Consider the following 19,855-nt stretch of genomic DNA (forward strand, 5'->3'; position numbering starts at 1 on the left):
AGACCCGACCGACAACCAGGAGTTATCCACAGATGACCCGCTCCCGCCGCATTTCGCAGACCACCCCCGACGCCGAACTCACCCACAGGCTCAAGCGCCGGAACATGCTCGGCATCGCCGCCGGCGCCACCGCCGCCGCCCTCCTCGGAGCCGCCGCACCGCAGGCCGCCGCCGCCCAGTCGGCCGGTCAGAGCCACGGACACGGCCCCGGACACGGCGACGGCCCCGGCCACGAACACGGCCATGACCACGGCAAGGGCCGCCCCGTCCTGCCGCCCGGCCGCCTCGGCATCCAGCTCTACTCCCTGCGCGACAAGGTCGCCACCCTCGGCTTCGCCGCCGTCTTCGCCGAGCTGAGCAGGTACGGATACGACGAGGTCGAGTTCGCCGGCTACACCCAGGGCTCCGCCGGCCCGATCACCCTCGCCGAACTCCGGCGGCTCACCCGCGACAACGGCCTGCGCGGCATCGGCAGCCACGTCGGGTACTACTCCTCCGACCCCCACGCGTACACGTTCGCCCAGAACCTCGACAAGGTCCTCGACGACGCCCAGGCCCTCGGCCTCCCGCACATCGGCACCGCCTCGGGCCCCTGGCGCTACGGCGCCACCGTCGACGGATGGAAGCGCTGCGCCGAGGAGTTCAACCGGTACGGAGCCGAGGCGAAGAAGCGCGGCATGAAGTTCTACCAGCACAACCACGCCGAGGAGTTCTCCTTCGCCACCGACCGGCCCAGCGTCCGGCTCTACGACGTCCTGCTCGCCGAGACCGACCCCGAACTCGTCCACCTCGAAATGGACGTCTACTGGGCCTACGTGGCCCAGCACCGCTACTCCCGCCGCGCCGACGGCACCCCCGCGCCCTTCGACCCGCTGCGCTACGTCCTCGACCAGCCCCACCGCTACCCGCTCTTCCACGTCAAGGACGGCGAACGCGACGCATCCGCCACCGACGGCTACCGCATGGCAGACGTCGGTGACGGAGACATCGACTACCGGCGCTTCATCTCCGCGGTGAACCGCACCCACCACGGCTACCGCGCCCACCACTGGCAGGCCGAACACGACAACCCGGTCGAATCCTTCGCGTTCGCCCGCAAGTCCAGCGCGCACCTGCACTCCCTGCGCGAGAAGCACCGCTGAAACCCCGGGCCCGTCAGGCGTACACGTCCCGGCCGGCGAGCACGAAGGCCCCGCAGCCCGCCGCCTCGTGACACGGACGTCCGGATCACCCGATCCCCTGGCGGTCCCCCTCCAGGGCGAACGCGCGGTCGGCCGCCTCCGGTGCCGTACGTTCCACCAGCTGCGTCAGCAGCGTGCGGTGCCGGACCAGGGGCTCCCGGCGCTCCGCCGGCACAAGGGAGAGGAGATCCTCGATCCCCGCCAGCATCCGCCGTGACACCTGAGGGTTGCCCGGCGCGCAGCCCCGGAGTTCGGTGAGGCCCAGATCGACCAGATCCGTCCACCCCGGCACGTCCTGCACCAGCCGGACCGTGCCCTTGCGGTCACGGTGGTGGACCGCCCCCAGCGGGCGGTTCGCCACGGCGGCCAGGAACTGGGTGATCCGGTCCAGGCACTGGACGGCGGTCGTCGGGTCGTTGACGGCCGGGGAGAGCGCCCGCAGCCCGATGTCCGCGAGCTGCCGCAGCCCGAAACCGAGGTCCTGGTGGAAGGTCCGCTCCACCCCGACCGAGACGGCCGCCCCGATCCGGCGGGGCACCCGCCCCCCGTACACGGCCAGGATCGGCGTCCCCGGCACGACGAAGTCCCCGATCCGCGGCAGCAGCCGCAGCACGACCCCGTGACGCCGGGCGAGCCGCACGAGCAGGGCGACGTTCACATCCCGCAGCAGCCCGGCGTGCCCCCGGTGCAGGACGTGGTCGGGCGCCTCCCCGTGCTCGACGGCCTCACCCGCGTACCAGGGCTGCTTCGCGAGGACACCGAACGCCTCGCGGGTGATCCGGTCCACCACGTGACCCACCCGCATCAGCCGCAACGTCGAGTTCACGTACGCCACGAAGAGCAGCAGGCTCAGGGCCACCATGAGCAGGGTCAGCACCGACGACACCAGCGGCACGGTCGTCACGTACCGCGGATCGGTCTCGCTGTCGTAGGAGGTGAGGACGAGCAGGGAGAGGGCGAACGTCGCGAGGAAGACGGAGAAGGTCGCCTTGGTGATGCGGCTCCGGATGAAGATCCGGACGACGCGGGGGGTGAACTGTCCGCTGGCCATCTGGACGGCGACCAGCGAGATGGAGAAGACGACACCGATGAAGGTCATCATCGCGGAGCTGATCGTCGTCACGATGGTCTTGGCGTCGTCGACGATCCCGATCAGCTCGGTGACCTCGTCGTACGACTCCTCGCCCTGCAGATGCCGCACGATGGCGGTGTCCACCTCGGTCGCGACCAGCCACAGCAGGAAGACGGCCACCAGAGCCGCGACCGGGGCGAACCAGAAGGTGTCCCGCAGATGCTCCCGCATGGGCGACAGCATCCGGGGTCTGCGGTACGTGGGCACGCGGCCGGCGGGCCCGCGCTGTTCGAAGGCGTTGCTCACCCAGCGCAGGCTAGGCGGCCCGGGTCGCGACCACGCGTAGGCGTACGACGACACTCTGTGTACGCGGCCGTGGTGACCGGACCCGATCAAGGACTCCCGGGTCTCCGCACGTCACTGACCACGGGAAACGTAGGTGAAAGGCACCTCAAACCCCTGGTAGAGTTGTCCATGTCGCCGCGGGGAACACCCCGGGACGACAGACACCTGGTCCGGGTGGCGGAATGGCAGACGCGCTAGCTTGAGGTGCTAGTGCCCTTTATCGGGCGTGGGGGTTCAAGTCCCCCCTCGGACACAAGAGAAATGCGCGGATGGCGACTCGACAGTCGCCATCCGCGTTTTCGTGTGACCGGCCCCCGGTGTTCCCCCCGGGCGCCGTCCCCGATCGGTCACACGGCCGTCTTCCGCGCCACCACCAGACGGCACCGCGGGCTTCCGTCCTCCCGCCGGCCCAGGGCGTCGATCGGACGGGTCTCCACCGCGAAGCCCGCCCGGGTCAGCCGCTCGCGCACGTCCGCGAGGCGGAACGTCCGGTAGTACATGACGAAGGGCGGTCGCCACAGGGCGTTCCGTACGCGCATCGCCGCGTCGAAGCCCAGCAGCGTCCAGTACGGGAGCGAACCGACGCGGGGCGGTGCCGGGAGGGGGAAGGCGAGGAGGCCGCCCGGCCGGAGCGACGCGTGGACCTGGCGGAAGAGGGTGGGCTGGTCCTTCGGGAGGAAATGGCCGAAGGCCCCGAAACTGACCGCCAGGTCGAACGCGGGGGCGAAGGGCAGAGCGAGCGCGTCCGCCCGGACCAGGGTGGCCGTGGGGTGGGCCCGGCCCGCCTCCGCCAGCATGCCCGCGCTGAAGTCGACGCCCGTGACCCGGCCCGCGCACAGGGAACGCAGGACGGAGAGGCCGGCGCCCGTGCCGCAGCACAGGTCGAGGCCCGCGTCGAAGGGGCCGAGGGGGCGCAGGGCGTCCGTGACCGCCGACAGCATCGGGTCCGAGGTGCGGAACGGCGTCGCGTCGAACTTCTCCGCCAGCAGGTCGTAGCCGCGCTCCACCGAGGAGAGCGCCTGGACGGTCAGCTCACGGACGGTCGGGCCCTGTGGGGTGAACATGCCCCGACCCTACGTCGTCACGACACCACGCCGTCACTCCGCGTGCGCAGGGCCGTCCAGGAGGGTGCGATCCCGGTCAGCTGGCAGGTGAGCAGATAGAGGGGGATCGGCGGGGTGTACGGAGACGTGCCGTCGGGGTGGTGGATCAGGCGGGGGCGGCGGTCGGGGATCTCCGCGCCGGGGGCGTAGCAGGACGGCAGCGGCCAGGTCACGTCCAGGTCCGAGCCGGTCGGGACCAGCCACCACCACCAGTCGGTGTCCGCGTAGACACAGCCCTTGGAAGGCAGCCGGGACAGGATCCGGAAGCCGTAGCGCGCGGGCACGCCGACCGCGTCGCAGCCCAGCGTCGTGAGGAAGTCCTGGGGGACGACCAGGCGGGTCGAGCCGTCGCCCGTCGGGGCGTCCGCGCCGGCCGCCCGGCCGGTGCCGCTCTGCTCCGGGACCCTGCGCGACCTCGGCGTCAGGAGGGTCGCCATCGACCTCAGCACGTGTACCCCATGCCGTGGGCCAGCTCGGCCCAGACGACACGCGCCGTGCCGTGTCCCGTACTGTCCGCTCCCCACGCGCTGGACAGCGCTTCCACGAGCACCAGCCCCCGGCCGCGTTCCTCCTCGCCGCAGTCCCGGATCAGCGGATCGGCGGGGCCGCCCTCGTCCCGTACCGCTATGCGCAACTGCTCTTCCCCCTCGCGGAGTTCACAGACGACATGGCTGCTCGCGGTGTGCACGACCGCGTTGGTGACCAGCTCGGAGACGATCAACGTGACCGTGTCGCGTATATCGGGGTCGCAGCCCCAGAGGATAAGCCGCTCCTCCGCCAGCCGGCGGGCGCGCGAGACGGAATCCGTACGGGCGGGAAGCTCGAAGGCGAACCGGCGGACGTCGTGACGGAGAACATCGGTGTGTGGGCGCTGCTGCATGACGCGGGGGCTCATGAGACCTGAGGGGAGCGCGTTACCAGAAGCCACGACCGGTTCCTCACAACAGTGGGTAAGCAGTGCCGTGAGTCGCCCCCGAGGCAGCGCACGGCAGCAGCGCGTACTGGTTCACCGGAATACTCTGCTCCCGACTCGGACACTTGGCAAGTGGCACTCTGAAAATTGCAGAGTGCTGTGTTCTCTCTGGCCGGGTTCGTGGCACACTCAAGCCAAACAGCGCGTCGGGGAGGTCTGAGAGTGAGCGAGCCGCGGTCCGCCCCCACGGTGGGACAGGTCGTTCTCGGCAAGCGTCTGCAGGATCTGCGCGAGCGGGCCGGCCTGAAGCGGGAGGAGGCCGCCAGGATCCTCCGCGTCGCTCCGGCCACCATCCGCCGCATGGAGACCGCGGAGGTCGCGCTGAAGATCCCGTACGTCCAGCTCCTGCTGAAGGCGTACGGCATCACGGAATCCGAGGCCGAGGCGTTCGTCGCCCTCGCCGAGGAGGCCAACCTTCCCGGCTGGTGGCAGCGGTTCCATGACGTGCTGCCCGGCTGGTTCTCCATGTACGTCAGCCTGGAGGGGGCCGCGAGCCTCATCCGCGCGTACGAGCCCCAGTTCGTCCCCGGTCTGCTGCAGACCGAGGGGTACGCCCGCGCCATTCTGCGCAGCGGGGCGGTCGGCGGCGGCAGTGCCGAGGAGATCGATCGTCATGTAGCCCTGCGGATGGAGCGTCAGTCCCTGCTGACCAGGGAGGACGCCCCGAAGCTCTGGGTGATCATGGACGAGACGGTCTTCCGCCGACCGGTCGGTGACGGGCCCGAAGTGATGCGCGACCAGCTCGACCGGCTGCTCGAAGCGTCCGAGCTGCCGAACGTCACCCTGCAGATCGCGGAGTTCGCGTCCGGCCATCATCCCGGAACGTACGGACCGTTCGTCCTCTTCCGCTTCGCCGTGCCCGAACTCCCGGACATGGTCTACAGCGAGTACCTCACCGGCGCCGTCTATCTCGACGCGCGCCCCGAGGTGGCCTCCCATCTCGAGGTCATGGACCGAATGGCGGCTCAGGCCGCGACTGCACAACGCACGAAGGAGATCCTCCGGGGTCTCCGCGAGGAGCTGTGAATGGATCGCATATACAACGGCATGCCCGCCGCGGATCTCGGTGCCGAAGGCTGGCACAAGCCGTGGAGCGGCGGCAACGGGGGCAACTGCGTGGAGGCCATGAAGCTGGCCGACGGCAGAGTCGCCGTGCGACAGTCCGCAGACCCTGAAGGACCGGCGCTCATCTACACCCACGGCGAGATCGCCGCGTTCATCCAGGGAGCGAAATCAGGTCAGGCCGACTTTCTGCTCACCTGACCCCTTCCGTCACACCCCTACCGTCGCGTAACTCTTGCTGCAGTGCCAGTAGTTCCACTCCCGGACCAGGAGCCCCGATGAGCCAGGACCCCGCAACCGTACGGATCGACACCAGCAAGCCGCACCCCGCGCGGATGTACGACTGGTTCCTGGGCGGCAAGGACAACTACCCCGTCGACGAGGAGATGGCCAGGCAGCTTCTCACCGTCGACGCCCGCGGCCGGGACATGGCGCGGGTCAACCGGGCCTTCATGCACCGCGCCATCCGCTGGCTCAGCGCCAACGGCGTACGGCAGTACCTGGACATCGGCACCGGCATCCCGACCGAGCCGAACCTGCACCAGATAGCCCAGCGGGCCGCGCCCGATTCGCGGATCGTCTACTGCGACAACGACCCGATCGTGCTCGCGCACGCGGCCGCGCTGCTGCGATCGACGCCCGAAGGGGCCACCGAGTACATCCAGGCGGACGCCCGCGACCCCGAGGTCATCCTCGAAAGGGCCGGAAAGATCCTTGATTTCGACCAGCCCATCGCTCTGTCGATGCTCGCCCTGCTGCACTTCGTCGGGGACGAGGACGGGGCGTACGACCTGGTCGGCAAGCTCGTCGACAAGCTGGCTCCCGGCAGCTACCTCGTCCTCTCGCACGTCACCGGGGACTTCGACCCGGAGGGCGCCGCGAAGGCCGTGGGCATGTACAAGGCCCGCGGACTGACGCTGCGGCCCCGCTCGCGCGACGAGCTGGCCGCGTTCTTCGACGGGCTCGAGCTCGTCGAGCCCGGGGTCACGCTGACCGCCGAGTGGCACCCGGAGCTCGGTGAGGTCGTCCCGGTCCAGGGCGACGACCCGATCCCCGGCTGGGCCGCCGTCGGCCGCAAGGGCTGACGGACGGGCGCCGGTACGCGTCGAAGGCCCGCGGACCCTCCGGTCCGCGGGCCTTCGTGTGCCTCCGACGCCCGGCGCCGGGCTGCCTCAGCTCCGGGGCTTGACGAGTGTCACCAGGAAGGACTTCGCCGGGCCCACGTTGCCCGCCGCGTCGATCGTGCGGTACTCGACCGTATGCGTGCCGTAGTCCGGCGTGGCGTCGTCCCACGGCACCGCCCGGCTCCGTCCCAGCTTTCCGTAGACGAGATCGTCGATGACCGTCCCGCTCGGCGAGAAGCGGAACGGCGCCTCGGCATCGGTCGGCCAGCCGTAGTACGTGTACCAGCCGTCGCCGTCCACCCGGAACTGGCTTACCACGGAGCCGGGTTGGTCGTCGCGGGCCGTCAGCCCCATCGTGAACGCGCCGTCGTAGACGTACTCGACGGGACGGCCCGGCCGGTGCACCGTGCGCAGCGGCTCGGAGAGCTCGTACGACGCCGTCGCCGGCCGGGCGTCCACCGTCCACGTCAACTCGGCTCCGCTGCCCGGGATCCGGGCGGTGAGCGCGTGGCTGCCGGGGGTGAGCCGCAGCGAACGCAGGTCCAGATCACGGTCGTTGCCCGGGTTGGCGACCGGACGGCCGTCGAGCCGCCACCGGACGGGAAGGGTACGGCGCACAGGATGGGTCGTGTCGGCGTGGACCACCGAGCGCGCGCCGACCGGGGACGTCGTCGGGGTGTGGCCCGTGAACGCCGCCTCCACCGCCGCCTCCGGTGTGGTCAGGGCGCGGTCCACGGTCCAGCTCACCGTGCGCGTCAGCGCCGCCGAACCGCGGACGGCGGGGTCGCGCACGAAGGGCGTCGGATCGCTCACCGTCGCCGTCAGGGTGTGCGCGCCGGGGGAGAGGCGCAGCGCACGCAGGTCGACCGTACGGGCGCCCCCGGTGTCGAGCGTCCGGCCGTCGAGCTTCCACACCACGTCGAGTTCACCGCCCAGCGGATGCAGGGTGTCGACCCAGACCGTCCGGTCGGCCCCGATCGGCGCCGCGGTGGGTGTGTGGGCCTCGACGAGGTTCACCTTGGCCGAGATCGCCCGCACCATCACCTCGCGCTCGACCTGGTCGAAGGCGTAGCCCAGCGTCTTCATGATCGAGTGCCTGCTCGGCCGCCAGACGCCCTCGGTGCTGTACAGACCGCCCTCGTGCCGGCCGATGACGCCGCCCGCCTCGCTCGGCTCGCCCAGCCAGCGCCACCACTTGGCGCGCTGCTCCCGCATCTGCCGCTCGGTCAGCAGGGTGTGGTGCGCCGACGCGGGCTCCGTCCCCTCGTACGTGCCGCCCGCGACCCCGCGCGCGTAGTAGTCGTACTCGTCCTGGAGCCCGCCCAGCGAGTGGCCGATCTCGTGCGGGGTGATCAGCGAGGACAGCGCGTTCCCGCCGGACGCGGTGGCGTAGCTGCCGCCCGCGCCCCCGTAGGTGTCGCTGTTCGCCAGGGCCACGATCTGCCGGTTGGCGCCGGTCGTGCCCGGGACCAGATCGGCGAGCGCGCCGGCCTTCGCGCTGTCGACGGTCAGCAGCCGCTGTACGCTGCCGGGGTTGCAGCCGCCCCAGAAGGCCATGTCGAGCGGGGTGTCGCGCCGGGGCGCGTCGAGCCCCGGATCGCAGTCCACCCCCGACTCCGGCGAAGGGACCTCCACCGCCCAGACGTTGATGTACGAGCGGTACGAGGCGAACGGCTCGATGCTCCACAGCACGCCCAGGTGCCTGTCGACGTCCGCCCGGAACTCGTCCGTCTCCTCGGCCGTGTAGCCGTCGCCCATGACCACGAGGTTGAAGCGCTTCTCGGCGGGTCCGGTGAGCTGGACGGGGACGACCTCCGCCGAGGCGGGGGCGATGCCGGCGGGCGCCGCGGACTCGGCGACCGCCGGTCCTGCTCCCACCAGTCCGGCGGTCAGCAGACAGCCCGTGGCGAGACGGGCCATCGCCCTTCGAAGACGTGTGCCAGGTGAGTCCATGGGGCGCGAGCGTATGCCGCGCCCCCTGTGGCGTAAAGATGTTCGCCGGACAGTCGTCCGGTCGCCGTGTCAGCTGCGCAGGTACGCCAGTTCCGCGTGTTCGGCCGTGTAGCCGTCGACGAGCCGGCGCGCCACCGAGACCGAGTCGACCAGCGGGTGCAGCGCGAACGCCTTCACCGCCGTCGCCCGTGATCCGCTCTCCGCCGCCGCGAGCACCTCGCGCTCGACCGCCTTGACCGCCGTCACCAGACCCACCGCGTGGTACGGCAGGGGCGCCACGGAGACCGGATGGGCGCCGGCCGCGTCCACGACGCAGGGCACCTCGATCACCGCGTCCGCGTCCAGCACCGAAAGGGTCGTGCCGTTACGGACGTTGAGGATGAGCGTGGCCCGCTCGTTCCGCGTGATCGCCCGCATCAGCGCCAGGGCCACCTTCTCGTACCCGCCCGACTCCAGGTCCTCCTCGTCGCGCTCGCCGATGCCGGCCGCCTCCCGGTTGGCGGCCATGTAGGTCGCCTCGCGGTCGGCGAGCGTACGGTGCCAGGTGGCCAGGGGAGGCGTGTCCGCCTTCCCCATCTCCCCGTAGAACCCGGCCTGCTGGTCGCTGAGATAGGCGCCGCGCGTCCGCTCGGCCTGCTGGTAGGCGCGGACGGCCTCGCGGTTGAAGTAGTAGTAGTGCAGGTACTCGTTGGGGATCGCGCCGAGCGAGCGCAGCCACTCGGGGCCGAAGAGCCGGCCCTCCTCGAAGGAGCCGAGCGCCTGCTCGTCCGCGAGCAGCCGCGGCAGCTCGTCGCGTCCGCCGACGCGCAGCCCCCGCAGCCAGCCGAGGTGGTTGAGCCCGACGTAGTCGATCCACGCCTCGTCCGGGTCGGCGCCAAGGATCCGGGCGACCCGGCGGCCGAGCCCGACGGGGGAGTCACAGATGCCGACGACCCGGTCGCCGAGCACCCGCGCCATCGCCTCCGTCACCAGACCCGCCGGATTGGTGAAGTTGATGACCCAGGCGTCCGGGGCCAGGACCGAGATCCGCCGTGCGATCTGCACCGCGACCGGCACGGTCCGCAGCCCGTACGCGATGCCGCCCGCGCCGACCGTCTCCTGGCCCAGGACCCCCTCGGCGAGGGCGATCCGCTCGTCGGCCGCCCGCCCCGCGAGACCGCCGACCCGGATCGCCGAGAAGACGAAGTCCGCCCCCCGCAGCGCCTCGTCCAGATCCGTCGTCGCCGTCACCTCAGGCGCGTCCGGCACCCCCGCCCCCTGCTCGGCGAGGACCCGGGCGATGGCCGAGAGCCGCCCGCCGTCGAGGTCGTGCAGCGTCACCCGCGTGACCCGCCCCTCGGCGTGGTCGCCGAGCAGCGCGCCGTACACCAGCGGGACCCGGAATCCGCCGCCTCCGAGAATCGTCAGTTTCATGGTCGTACGCTACCGGGATGCATGTACTGAGCAGCCGGATCCTGCTCCGGCCGTCCGACCCCGACCGCTCGCGGCGCTTCTACGGAGACCGGCTCGGCCTCACGGTGTACCGCGAGTTCGGCACCGGGCCCGACCGGGGCACCGTCTACTTCCTGGGCGGCGGCTTCCTGGAGGTCTCCGGGCGCGCCGCCCCTGCCGAGCCCGCGCCACGGCTGCGGCTCTGGCTCCAGGTGGCGGACGTGCGGACGGCGCACCGGGACCTCGTCGGCCAGGGCGTCGAGATCCTGCGGGAGCCGGTGACCGAACCCTGGGGACTGGTCGAGATGTGGATCGCGGACCCCGACGGCGTGGAGATCGTCGTCGTCGAGGTCCCCGAGGACCATCCCCTGCGCTACCGCCCCTGACCGGCCGGCCGGATCACCCCACGTCGAGCGCGTTGCGCAGGCCGAGCCGGTACCGCAGTCGGTCGTGGCGCTTGAGCGACTCCAGCTCGGGGGCGCGGAACAGCGGCTGGACCGTGCAGCGCGCCGCCGTCGAGGCCGTCCGGTCGAGCAGCGCGTTGACGGCCTGCCGGGCGGAGGCGTTGGCGCCCTCCATGGTGGCCAGGTCGATGTCGACGGCCACGTAGTCCCCGGCCAGATAGAAGTTCGGCACGTTCGTGGCGGCCTGCGGGCGGTTGTGGAAGGTGCCGACCGGGTGGATGAGGAGCTGGTCGTCGTTGGTCGGGTTCGGCGTGCCCAGACCGTCCACGCCCGGGTCCAGGAACCACGAGTGCAGGGCGCCGTCCTTCAGCACGGTACGGCCCGTGTCGTTGAACGCGGCCTTGAGCTGCGCCCAGACCTCGCGCGCGACCTCCGTACGGGTGCACTGCTTGGCCGTCCTGCCGTAGAGGATGCCGGGCACGTCCCACTCGGAGACGTCGACGGACAGACAGTCCACGACCGACCCGTCGCCGTAGTCGGCAGGGAAGTCACGGGTGGGCCAGTGGTGGGCCTGCTGGATGCAGGTCAGGGACCAGGGCGAGTCGATCAGGTTGGCGTGTCCGGCGAGCAGCGGCGCCCGTTCGGTCAGATAGAACTGGATGCCCGTCATCCAGTCCGTCTCCAGCCTGTCGCACCGGGCCAGCTGAGGATCGGCCGCCCGCAGCGCGGCGCCCCAGGTCCGCCGGGCGTGCTCCACCGGCATCGCGGAGATGTAGTGGTCGGCGGTCACCGAGCGCCGTACGCCGCCGGGGTCCTCGATCACGGCGGCGGAGATCCTCCGCCCCGCCGCGTCGTACGCCATCTCCCGTACCGTCCAGCCGACCTTGAACTCCACGCCCAGGCCCGTCAGATGGCTGACCCACGGGTCGATCCAGGCCTCGTTGGTGGGCAGGTCGAGGATCCGGTCGAGCGGTCCGTCGGCGCCGCGGCCGAGCGCGTTGAAGGCGAACGCCTCCAGGAGCGTGGCGACCGTACGGGTGCTGGCCTCCTCCGCCTTGGTGGCCACGATGTTCCGGGTGAGGCCGACGGCGAGGATGCGCTGGTAGTCGTAGCTCATCCGCCCGGCCCGCAGGAACTCCCACCAGGGGGTGGCCTCCCAGGTCCGGTTCCGCCGCTCGTCGCAGCTGGTGAGGAAGACCAGGAAGCGGTTGACGAAGTACGCGGTCTCGTGGAGCGGGATCGAGCCGGCGGTCTCCAGGAGCGCGGTCAGTGCCCGGCGGATCTCGTCGAGGGTGAGTTCGGCGGGCCGGTGGCCGGGCCAGGGGAGCGGGATGCGGAGGTCCTCGCGGCCGGTGCGGGCGAAGGCCATCTCGGCCGGGGCGACGAGGTTGTCCCACACGCCGTTGGCGTTCCCCGGGAAGGGGATGCGCCGCATCGTGTCGGGGAGGTTGTGGTAGATCCCGGGGATGAAGCGGAATCCGTGTTCGGCGGGGAGGGGCCGGCGGGCGCCGCGTGCGCTGTCGGGCACGTCCATCGAGCGGGCCTTGCCGCCGAGCGCCCGGCGCTCGTAGACGGTGACGCGGAAGCCGCGTTCGGCCAGTTCGTGGGCGGCGGTCAGGCCCGCGACGCCGCCGCCGAGGACCGCGACCGAGAGCGGCCCGTCCGTCGCCCCCGCGGCCGCGGCGCTCGCCTGGGCCGGCGTCGCTCCGACGGTGGCCGTGGCGGCGGCCGCGGTGGCCGCGGCGGCCGTGGTCACGAAGGTGCGTCGCGAGGTACCCGTACGGTTCATGCCCCAGCCCCTTTGCCTTACCGGCGGTAACGGTCACGTCCGGCGCAGGAGCATAAGGGCCTCCCCCGGCTCCCGGAAGCGTCGTGCGGGCCACACCGCGCACATGGCGCGATCCCGTCCCCGCGTACACGGGACAATGACGTCATGTCCCGACGCCCCACCCGCCCCAAGCGGCGCCCCGCCACGCCCTCCGCGCCCGCCGTCACCGCGAACTCGCCCGCCGTCACCGCGAGCTCGCCCTGCCCGTGCGGCCTGCCCGCGCCGTACGGGGAGTGCTGCGGACGCTTCCACTCCGGGCCGGCCACCGCGCCCACCGCCGAACTGCTCATGCGCTCCCGCTACAGCGCCTTCGTCACGCGCGACGCCGGGTACCTGCTGCGGACCTGGGCCCCGGAGACCCGCCCCGGCGAGGTCGACTTCGACCCGAAGATGCGGTGGGCGGGTCTTGAGATCCGCGACACCGGCGACGGCACGGCCTTCCACCGGTCCGGCACGGTCACCTTCGTCGCCCGCTACACCCACGGAGGCGAGGCCGGCTCGCTCCACGAACGCAGCCGCTTCCGGCGCCACGAGGGCGCGTGGGTGTACGTGGACGGCGACTTCATCGACGAGCCCTGAGCGGCCCGCCGGTCGCCGGACACGGGTCCGCGGATCAGGACGTGACGCCGACCGGCTCCCGGCGGTTCCGCGGCAGGCCCTGCGCCAGGTCCTCCGCGATCAGCTTCTTCGTGATCGCGTCCGTCGCGGCCCTGAGCTCCGGGCCGCTCGGCCGGCCGGTCTCCCGTTCGACCCGGTCGCTCAGCCAGTCGCCCCACGCGTGGGTGATGACCTCTGCCTCGCGCCGCCCCGCCGGGGTGTGGGAGAGGAGGTTGCCGTCCCGGGTCAGGAACCCCTCGTCGACCATGCGGTCGAACACCGGCAGCAGGACCTCCGGGGGGACCCGGCGGCCGGCGGAGATCAGGCCGAGACTGGCGTGCCCGACCGTCCTCGTGAAGAGCTCGACCTGCATCACCGCCCACGCGGCCGCGGTGTCGAGCCGGGTGTCGGAGTCGGCGACGATCCGGCGCGCGGTCTCCAGGTCCGTCTTCTGCAGGATCCTTCCGACGGTGAGTTCGAGCAGCTTGGCCGAGTCGCCCGCCGTGGTCGGCGAGCCGAACCCCTCGCCCATGTCGGGCGCCGAGGCGCGGGCCGTGTCCCGGAGCGGTACCTGCTTGAGGAAGAGCGCCACGACGAAGCCGATCGCCGCGACCGGCACCGTCCAGAGGAAGACCGTGTGCAGGGTGTCCGCGTACGCCTGGACGATCGGCGCGGCCACCTCGTCCGGCAGGGCGTGCACGCCGGCCGGACTCGTCGCGGCCGTGGCGATCTCGGACGGGTCCAGGCCCGGTCCCGCGACGGCCGCCGCCTCGCCGACCCCCTGGGCCAGGTTGGGCTTCAGGGAGTTGGCGTAGATGGTGCCGAAGACCGCCGTGCCGAAGGAGCTGCCGAGCGTACGGAAGAAGGTGACGCCCGAGGTGGCGGTGCCGAGGTCGGCGTAGTCCACCGTGTTCTGCACGGCGATGGTCAGCACCTGCATGCACAGGCCGATGCCGGCGCCGAGCACGAACATGTACAGCGACTCCAGCCAGGCGCTGGTGCCGGTGTCCATCAGCGACAGGAGGAAGAGACCGACCCCCATCACCAGACAGCCCACGATGGGGAAGATCCGGTAGGTGCCGGTCTTGCTGACCACGTTGCCGCTGTAGATCGAGGCGATCAGCAGGCCGAGGACCATCGGCAGCGTCCGGATGCCGGAGACGGTGGCCGAGTCCCCGTCGACGTACTGGAGGTACGAGGGCAGGAAGGTCATCGAGCCGAGCATCGCGAAGCCGACGACGAAGCTGAGCACGGAGCAGACGGTGAACACCGGGTTGGCGAAGAGCCGCATGGGCAGCATCGGTTCGGCGGCCCGGGTCTCCACCCAGCAGAACAGCGCCAGCGCGATCAGACCGCCGGCGAAGAGTCCGATGATGACGCCGGAGCCCCACGCGTACTCGTTCCCGCCCCAACTGGTCGCCAGGATCAGGGCGCTGGATCCGGCGGCGACCAGCGCGATGCCGGCGTAGTCGATGACCGGCTTGCTCGCGGACCGTACGGAGGGGATCGTGCGGGCGGCCGCGATCACGACCAGGATCGCGATCGGGACGTTCACGTAGAACGCCCAGCGCCAGGTCAGATGGTCGGTGAAGAGCCCGCCGAGCAGCGGGCCGATGACCGTGGAGACGCCGAAGACGGCGCCGATCGCGCCCTGGTACTTGCCGCGGTCGCGCAGCGGGATCACATCGGCGATCAGCGCCATGGAGGTGACCATCAGACCGCCGGCGCCGATGCCCTGCAGTCCGCGCCAGACGATCAGCAGGGTCATGTTGGTGGCGAGTCCGCAGAGGAACGAGCCGGTGATGAAGACGATCGCGGAGATCTGGAAGATCACCTTGCGCCCGAACAGGTCGCCGAACTTGCCGACCAGGACAGTGGCGACCGTCTCGGCCAGCAGGTACGAGGTGACCACCCAGGACATGTGGGCGGCGCCACCGAGGTCCGAGACGATGGTCGGCAGGGCGGTGCCGACGATCGTCTGGTCGAGCGCGGCGAGGAGGACGCCGAGCATGATCGTGCCGAAGACGATGTTGCGGCGACGGCTGTCGAGCACGGGTGGCTCGGCGGCCGGGGGCGCAGGTGCGGCTTGGCTGGTGGTGGTCACCCTGGCAGCCTCACACCGGCCGGGCCCGCCCGCATGCGGGAGACGTCCGAACCGGTGCGGCGCCGGGACCGCGCCCCGAACGGGCCAACGTGGTCGGACGGGTCGGCGGGGGCGGACGGGTCAGCGGCGGACGGCCGGCGCAGGCGGACCGGTCGGCGCGGGCGGAAGGGTCAGCGGCGGACCGGGAGCAGCGGGTGGTGCTTGGCCAGGATCTTGTTCGCCCGCGCCAGGGCGGACAGCGCGTGTTCCCGGTCCGCCCGGTCCTCCGCGCAGAGCGGCCCTCGGAAGCGCAGCACCTCGCGCGCCGCGCTGTCGGCGTCGATCTCCGCCTGCAGGACGTGCAGCGGCAGACAGGAGCCGATCATGGCGGCCACACGGTCGGGGATCGGGACGGGGACGAGGGGCGAGGGCGAGGTGATCACGGGCCAGTCCTTGTGGGTACGGGTCGGGGGTGGGGTATCCCTCTCCATACGTACAGGATGGGCTTCCGGGTTCGTCGACGGGGATGTCTCCGCGGCGCAACGGCACGCCCGCCGTTCGGCGGGGTGTGCGGACGGTCCGGGCGCGCCCTCGCTCTCCGCCGCACGACGTCGCGCGGTGTTCTCGCAGGTGCGCGCCGCGCGGGCCGATCTTCCTTCCGAAACGACCTTCCGTATCGGTCGATTGTTCGCCGAACACGGTCTCGGTGCCCCGCGGGGGAGTGTGAAGCATCTCACTCCGGGAGGTGCGGGCCGTTCGGTGTGCGTCCCGTCCACGGCGATCGTGCGCACGGGGTTGAAATCGGGTTACGGCTCAGCAAGTTGACTTGCCGGTAGCTCCCGAGGCTTCGCTCACTCTCCGCCCGCCCGCCGCGAACAGGAGCCCTCCACGGGCCGACGCAAAGACACCCCGGTCTGCGGGACCGCTTTCCCACCGAGGTACGGGAGGACGGCGCCGTACGGGAGGCGCGTACGGCCCTCCCCGCGGGACCACCGCCAACGCTTCGTTCTACGTCAACTCGGATGGGCGTCTTCCCGAGACTCGATCGGCCGTGAAATCCATTGAGGACGGGTACAACCATTCGACACGATCAAGGGTCTGACCAGGCGCATCCCCCGGGTGCGTCTGGTCGCTTGAGAGGAATCCGTCTTGATCCACGCCCGTCCCGCGCGTCGTCGGCTCGTCGTCTCCGTCGTCACCGTTCTCGCCGTCACCGCCGGTGGGGGCGCGCTGGCCGCTCCGGCGGTCGCCGCGCCGGCCGTCGAGGCCACGCACACCGCGGCCGCGGCCGAGGTCGCGCCGTTCCCCGCCAAGAGCACCGTCTTCGGCGCGACCGCGACAGGCTTCCTGACCTCCACCGAGGTCCCGCCGATGGACGAGGCCGGCCCCACCTACAGCGCCCACTGGGTCCCGGCCGACGGCTCGGCCGTGAAGGACATCGGCTGGGGTTTCGAGAGCACCGGCTCGGGGGACATCGTGGCCTCCCACGGAGCCACCAAGGCCTCTCTCACCGACGTGGCGACGGGGGCGAAGCTGCGGTCGGTCACCTTCGAGACCGGTCACACCTACGCGGGCGCCGCCGGCAAGGCCCTGTTCACCACGGTGCTCAACGTGAACGGCGACCGGCTCATCCACATGCACACCACGACCAGCGGGTCGGGCAAGATGACCGCCGGTCTCCCGGGCAACGCCACGGGCGTCACCGTCAAGGCCGGCACGGCCACCCACGCCCTCGTGACCTACTCCACCGGCACGGACGCGGACGCCGAGAAGCACATCGGCCTGCTCGACCTGGCGGCCAACGCGATCACGGAGACGTACGAGGTTCCCCCCGTCGCCACGACCGGCAAGAGCAACTTCGCCGTCTCCGCCACGCACTTCGCATGGGTCGAGTACGACGCGAACGAGAACGTCACCGTCGTGGCCGTCGACCGCGCCACCAAGAACCAGCAGAGGTTCGAGGTCGGCGCGGCGTGGCGCAAGGACGTCGAGCTCGGCCTGGTCGGCGACTGGGTCACGTACGGCACCCGCAGCGGCCTCACGGACGACGTCGAGCCGGAGCCCCTGGCAGCCCTGACCGCGCGCAGCCTGAAGGACGGGACCACCACCCGCAAGCTCCTCGACCACACCCTCACCGCCGCCGTCGCGCCCGACGGCGCTCAGACGGTGCGCGGCGGAACAGTCGAGCAGGGCGAGGGCGTCTACCGGATCGCGCCCGGGGCGGACGGCACCCCGGCCGCGACGCTCGTCGCGAGCAGCGGCGAGTCCACCAAGGTCGCCCTGCTCGGAAGCAAGGTCCCGGCCGTGGTCGACCTCGACGCCCACGGCGGCAGGATCCCGCTCGAGTTCACGCTCTCCCGGTACAACGTGCGCGCCCAGGTGACCCTGCGGCACGTGCAGACCGGCAAGGTGTACGTCGTGGGCTCGGTCCAGCCCGAGAACGGCGTCGTGCGCTTCGACTGGACCGCCGACCTCGACAACGACCGCTACGGTGCCGAGAGCGCGCTCCCCGGCGCGTACACCTGGGAGATCAGCGCCGAGCCGATGAACGGCATCGGCCAGACGCTGAAGGAGACGGGCGCCTTCACGGCCACGCGCAAGGCCGCCCCGCACGACTACGACGACAACGGCTCCCCGGACGTGCTCGTGCGCGACAGCGCGGGCAAGCTCTGGCGCACCGACTCCCACTACGACGTCACCAACGGGCAACTGCGCCCGGCGGAGCAGGAGCTCGTCGGCAGCGGCTGGAACATGTTCAACCAGATCGAGGCGGCGGGCGACATCGCTGGCGGCCCGGCCGGTGACCTGGTCGCCCGCGACACCAGCGGTGTCCTCTGGCACTACCTCGGGAAGGGGGACGGCACCTTCGCGAGCCGCGTGAAGATCGGTCCCGGCTGGCAGATCTACAACAAGATCGCCGCGGGCTCCGACCTCAACGGCGACGGGCGCCCCGACCTCCTCGCCACCGACACCGCCGGTGCGCTCTACCTCTACAAGGGCACGGGCAGCGCCACGGCGCCGTACTCCGCCCGCGTCAAGGTCGGCACCGGCTGGGGCATCTTCAACCAGCTCACCGCCGTCGGCGACATCGCCGGAAGCGCCGCCGGGGATCTCGTCGCCCGCGACTCCTCCGGTGTCCTCTGGCTCTACCAGGGCCGGGGCGACGGTACGTTCGCGCCCCGTACGAGGGTCGGCTCCGGCTGGAACGCGTACACGCACCTCGTCGGCGTCGGCGACGCGAACCGCGACGGTCGCCCGGACCTCTACGCGTACGGCCCCAACGGCACGTACCTGTACAAGGGCACCGGCAGCGCGACCGCCCCGTTCGGCTCGAAGGAGGCGACGAGTGTGCCCGACACGGCGCCGCTGACGCACACCTCCGTCATCTGACGAGGACACCTCCGCTGACGACGCGGCCGGTACCGGGCTGCTAGGGCGTGTTTCGAAAGTCCCGTCTGGCCGGGAACGCCTGGCACGCACGCTCGCCGCGTTGTCGGTCGTCGGCGCAGCCCGCTGCGCTCTCCTCCCTCCGCCTTGCGATCGCACGCACCAGACGCCCCCGGCCCCGCCCTTCGGGCGGACGACGCTACTTCCGAAACACGCCCTAGGCCCGTACCGGCGGCTACGCCAGCACCTCGGAGAGGTCGTACGAGACCGGCTCCTCCAGCTGGCCGTAACCGCAGGACTCCGGCGTACGGTCCGGCCGCCACCGCTTGAACTGGGCCGTGTGCCGGAACCGGTCGCCCTCCATGTGGTCGTACCCCACCTCGCAGACCCGCTCCGGTCGCAGGGCCACCCACGACAGGTCCTTCTTGCCCGACCAGCGGCTCGGCGCCCCCGGCAGCCGTGCGCCGGCGTGCGCGGCCTCCTCCGCCCAGGCCGCCCACGGGTGCCCGTCGGGCGGGTCCATCCGCAGCGGCTCCAGCTCGGCGACCAGCTCCTCGCGGCGCTTGGCGGTGAAGGCCGCGCAGACCCCGACGTGCTGGAGCGTGCCACCGTCGTCGTACAGGCCGAGCAGCAGCGAGCCGACCACCGGCCCGCTCTTGTGGAAGCGGTAGCCGGCCACGACCACATCCGCCGTGCGCTCGTGCTTGATCTTGTACATCAGCCGGGCGTCGGGCCGGTACGGCAGATCCAGCGGCTTGGCGATCACCCCGTCCAGGCCGGCCCCCTCGTACTGCTCGAACCAGCGGGCGGCGACCTCCGGGTCCGTGGTCGCGGGCGCCAGATGGACCGGGGCGTCGGCCTCGCGCAGGGCCTCCTCCAGGGCGGCCCGCCGGTCGGTGAGGGGTGTCTCCAGCAGGGAGTCGTCGCCGAGGGCGAGCAGGTCGAAGGCGATGAACCGGGCCGGGGTCCTCTCGGCCAGCATCCGCACGCGGGAGTCGGCGGGGTGGATGCGCTCGGTGAGCCGGTCGAAGTCGAGCCGGCCGCCGTGCTCGATCACGATCTCGCCGTCGACCACGCAGCGCTGCGGGAGCCGGGGGAGCAGCGCGTCGACGAGCTCGGGGAAGTAGCGGGTCAGCGGCTTGCCCGTACGGCTGCCGATGACCAGCTCCGGGCCGTCGCGGTGGACGATGGCGCGGAAGCCGTCCCATTTGGCCTCGTACTGCATGCCCGGCGGAATCTTCTTCACGGCCTTGGCCAGCATCGGCTTCACGGGCGGCATCACCGGCAGATCCATGGCCCGATTGTCCGGTAT

At 71.6% G+C, this 19,855-nt stretch carries 17 protein-coding genes and 1 tRNA gene; 8 read left to right on the plus strand and 10 right to left on the minus strand.

Going from position 1 to position 19,855, the window contains the following annotated elements; all coding sequences use genetic code 11:
• Positions 1-50 precede the first annotated feature (50 nt).
• Positions 51-1,142 (plus strand): sugar phosphate isomerase/epimerase, encoded by a 1,092-nt coding sequence (locus M5362_RS08725; protein ID WP_260227146.1) that lies wholly within the window; start codon positions 51-53, stop codon positions 1,140-1,142.
• Between the two features lie 85 nt (positions 1,143-1,227).
• On the opposite strand, the gene M5362_RS08730 is transcribed toward M5362_RS08725, so the two are convergent.
• Positions 1,228-2,496, minus strand: coding sequence for a DUF2254 domain-containing protein (locus M5362_RS08730; RefSeq protein WP_260227147.1), 1,269 nt, complete (start codon positions 2,494-2,496; stop codon positions 1,228-1,230).
• 270 nt (positions 2,497-2,766) lie between these two features.
• Between M5362_RS08730 and M5362_RS08735 the strand changes: the two genes are divergently transcribed.
• Positions 2,767-2,851 (plus strand) — tRNA-Leu (locus M5362_RS08735).
• A gap of 94 nt (positions 2,852-2,945) precedes the next feature.
• Here the strand turns inward: M5362_RS08735 and M5362_RS08740 are convergent.
• The 3 genes from M5362_RS08740 to M5362_RS08750 are packed head-to-tail and all read right to left on the minus strand — an operon-like array spanning position 2,946 to position 4,581.
• Positions 2,946-3,662 (minus strand): class I SAM-dependent methyltransferase, encoded by a 717-nt coding sequence (locus M5362_RS08740; protein WP_260226803.1) that lies wholly within the window; start codon positions 3,660-3,662, stop codon positions 2,946-2,948.
• A gap of 17 nt (positions 3,663-3,679) precedes the next feature.
• Positions 3,680-4,150, minus strand: a complete 471-nt coding sequence (locus M5362_RS08745) for a hypothetical protein (RefSeq protein WP_374214427.1) — start codon at positions 4,148-4,150, stop codon at positions 3,680-3,682.
• Positions 4,144-4,581, minus strand: a complete 438-nt coding sequence (locus M5362_RS08750; RefSeq protein WP_260226804.1) for an ATP-binding protein — start codon at positions 4,579-4,581, stop codon at positions 4,144-4,146. Before M5362_RS08750 ends, M5362_RS08745 begins: the two co-directional genes overlap by 7 nt.
• 255 nt (positions 4,582-4,836) lie before the next feature.
• On the opposite strand from M5362_RS08750, the gene M5362_RS08755 reads away from it, so the two are divergent.
• From M5362_RS08755 to M5362_RS08765, 3 genes are all read left to right on the plus strand, one after another.
• Positions 4,837-5,700 carry a helix-turn-helix transcriptional regulator gene (locus tag M5362_RS08755; RefSeq protein ID WP_260226805.1) on the plus strand — a complete coding sequence of 288 codons (864 nt, stop codon included), beginning with the start codon at positions 4,837-4,839 and terminating at the stop codon, positions 5,698-5,700.
• Positions 5,701-5,937, plus strand: coding sequence for a DUF397 domain-containing protein (locus tag M5362_RS08760; protein WP_137992288.1), 237 nt, complete (start codon positions 5,701-5,703; stop codon positions 5,935-5,937).
• A gap of 77 nt (positions 5,938-6,014) precedes the next feature.
• Entirely contained in the window at positions 6,015-6,821 is an 807-nt protein-coding gene (locus M5362_RS08765; protein ID WP_260226806.1) for an SAM-dependent methyltransferase, read from the plus strand.
• A gap of 87 nt (positions 6,822-6,908) precedes the next feature.
• Here M5362_RS08765 and M5362_RS08770 read toward each other — a convergent pair whose 3' ends face one another.
• Entirely contained in the window at positions 6,909-8,813 is a 1,905-nt protein-coding gene (locus tag M5362_RS08770) for a M64 family metallopeptidase (protein WP_260226807.1), read from the minus strand.
• A gap of 69 nt (positions 8,814-8,882) precedes the next feature.
• The gene (locus tag M5362_RS08775; RefSeq protein WP_260226808.1) at positions 8,883-10,226 is read right to left on the minus strand and encodes a 6-phospho-beta-glucosidase; all 1,344 of its coding nucleotides are present in this window, start codon (positions 10,224-10,226) and stop codon (positions 8,883-8,885) included.
• A 17-nt stretch (positions 10,227-10,243) separates the two neighbouring features.
• Between M5362_RS08775 and M5362_RS08780 the strand changes: the two genes are divergently transcribed.
• Entirely contained in the window at positions 10,244-10,630 is a 387-nt protein-coding gene (locus tag M5362_RS08780; RefSeq protein ID WP_260226809.1) for a VOC family protein, read from the plus strand.
• A gap of 13 nt (positions 10,631-10,643) precedes the next feature.
• Here the strand turns inward: M5362_RS08780 and M5362_RS08785 are convergent, their stop codons facing one another.
• Complete coding sequence (locus tag M5362_RS08785) at positions 10,644-12,437, minus strand: FAD-dependent oxidoreductase (protein WP_260226810.1); 1,794 nt, start codon at positions 12,435-12,437, stop codon at positions 10,644-10,646.
• Between the two features lie 144 nt (positions 12,438-12,581).
• On the opposite strand from M5362_RS08785, the gene M5362_RS08790 reads away from it, so the two are divergent.
• Positions 12,582-13,055, plus strand: a complete 474-nt coding sequence (locus M5362_RS08790; RefSeq protein ID WP_260226811.1) for a YchJ family protein — start codon at positions 12,582-12,584, stop codon at positions 13,053-13,055.
• A 34-nt stretch (positions 13,056-13,089) separates the two neighbouring features.
• On the opposite strand, the gene M5362_RS08795 is transcribed toward M5362_RS08790, so the two are convergent.
• A complete protein-coding gene (locus M5362_RS08795) occupies positions 13,090-15,177 on the minus strand; it encodes an MDR family MFS transporter (protein WP_260226812.1) in 2,088 nt (695 codons plus the stop codon).
• A 170-nt stretch (positions 15,178-15,347) separates the two neighbouring features.
• Complete coding sequence (locus tag M5362_RS08800) at positions 15,348-15,647, minus strand: hypothetical protein (RefSeq protein WP_261365747.1); 300 nt, start codon at positions 15,645-15,647, stop codon at positions 15,348-15,350.
• Between the two features lie 658 nt (positions 15,648-16,305).
• On the opposite strand from M5362_RS08800, the gene M5362_RS08805 reads away from it, so the two are divergent.
• Positions 16,306-18,546, plus strand: a complete 2,241-nt coding sequence (locus M5362_RS08805; protein WP_260226813.1) for a VCBS repeat-containing protein — start codon at positions 16,306-16,308, stop codon at positions 18,544-18,546.
• Between the two features lie 232 nt (positions 18,547-18,778).
• Here the strand turns inward: M5362_RS08805 and M5362_RS08810 are convergent, their stop codons facing one another.
• The gene (locus M5362_RS08810; protein ID WP_260226814.1) at positions 18,779-19,837 is read right to left on the minus strand and encodes an ATP-dependent DNA ligase; all 1,059 of its coding nucleotides are present in this window, start codon (positions 19,835-19,837) and stop codon (positions 18,779-18,781) included.
• Positions 19,838-19,855: the final 18 nt, after the last annotated feature.

The sequence above is a fragment of the Streptomyces sp. Je 1-79 genome (assembly GCF_025195125.1).
Classification (GTDB): domain Bacteria; phylum Actinomycetota; class Actinomycetes; order Streptomycetales; family Streptomycetaceae; genus Streptomyces.

Excerpts from the sequence above, each read along its gene's own strand:
- M5362_RS08770 (WP_260226807.1), bottom strand. The coding sequence starts at position 8,813 with ATGGACTCACCTGGCACACGTCTTCGAAGGGCGATGGCCCGTCTCGCC.
- M5362_RS08750 (WP_260226804.1), bottom strand. The coding sequence starts at position 4,581 with ATGCAGCAGCGCCCACACACCGATGTTCTCCGTCACGACGTCCGCCGG.
- M5362_RS08740 (WP_260226803.1), bottom strand. The coding sequence starts at position 3,662 with ATGTTCACCCCACAGGGCCCGACCGTCCGTGAGCTGACCGTCCAGGCG.
- M5362_RS08800 (WP_261365747.1), bottom strand. The coding sequence starts at position 15,647 with ATGGAGAGGGATACCCCACCCCCGACCCGTACCCACAAGGACTGGCCC.
- M5362_RS08780 (WP_260226809.1), top strand. The coding sequence starts at position 10,244 with ATGCATGTACTGAGCAGCCGGATCCTGCTCCGGCCGTCCGACCCCGAC.
- M5362_RS08730 (WP_260227147.1), bottom strand. The coding sequence starts at position 2,496 with ATGCTGTCGCCCATGCGGGAGCATCTGCGGGACACCTTCTGGTTCGCC.
- M5362_RS08810 (WP_260226814.1), bottom strand. The coding sequence starts at position 19,837 with ATGGATCTGCCGGTGATGCCGCCCGTGAAGCCGATGCTGGCCAAGGCC.
- M5362_RS08775 (WP_260226808.1), bottom strand. The coding sequence starts at position 10,226 with ATGAAACTGACGATTCTCGGAGGCGGCGGATTCCGGGTCCCGCTGGTG.
- M5362_RS08785 (WP_260226810.1), bottom strand. The coding sequence starts at position 12,437 with ATGAACCGTACGGGTACCTCGCGACGCACCTTCGTGACCACGGCCGCC.
- M5362_RS08790 (WP_260226811.1), top strand. The coding sequence starts at position 12,582 with ATGTCCCGACGCCCCACCCGCCCCAAGCGGCGCCCCGCCACGCCCTCC.
- M5362_RS08760 (WP_137992288.1), top strand. The coding sequence starts at position 5,701 with ATGGATCGCATATACAACGGCATGCCCGCCGCGGATCTCGGTGCCGAA.
- M5362_RS08765 (WP_260226806.1), top strand. The coding sequence starts at position 6,015 with ATGAGCCAGGACCCCGCAACCGTACGGATCGACACCAGCAAGCCGCAC.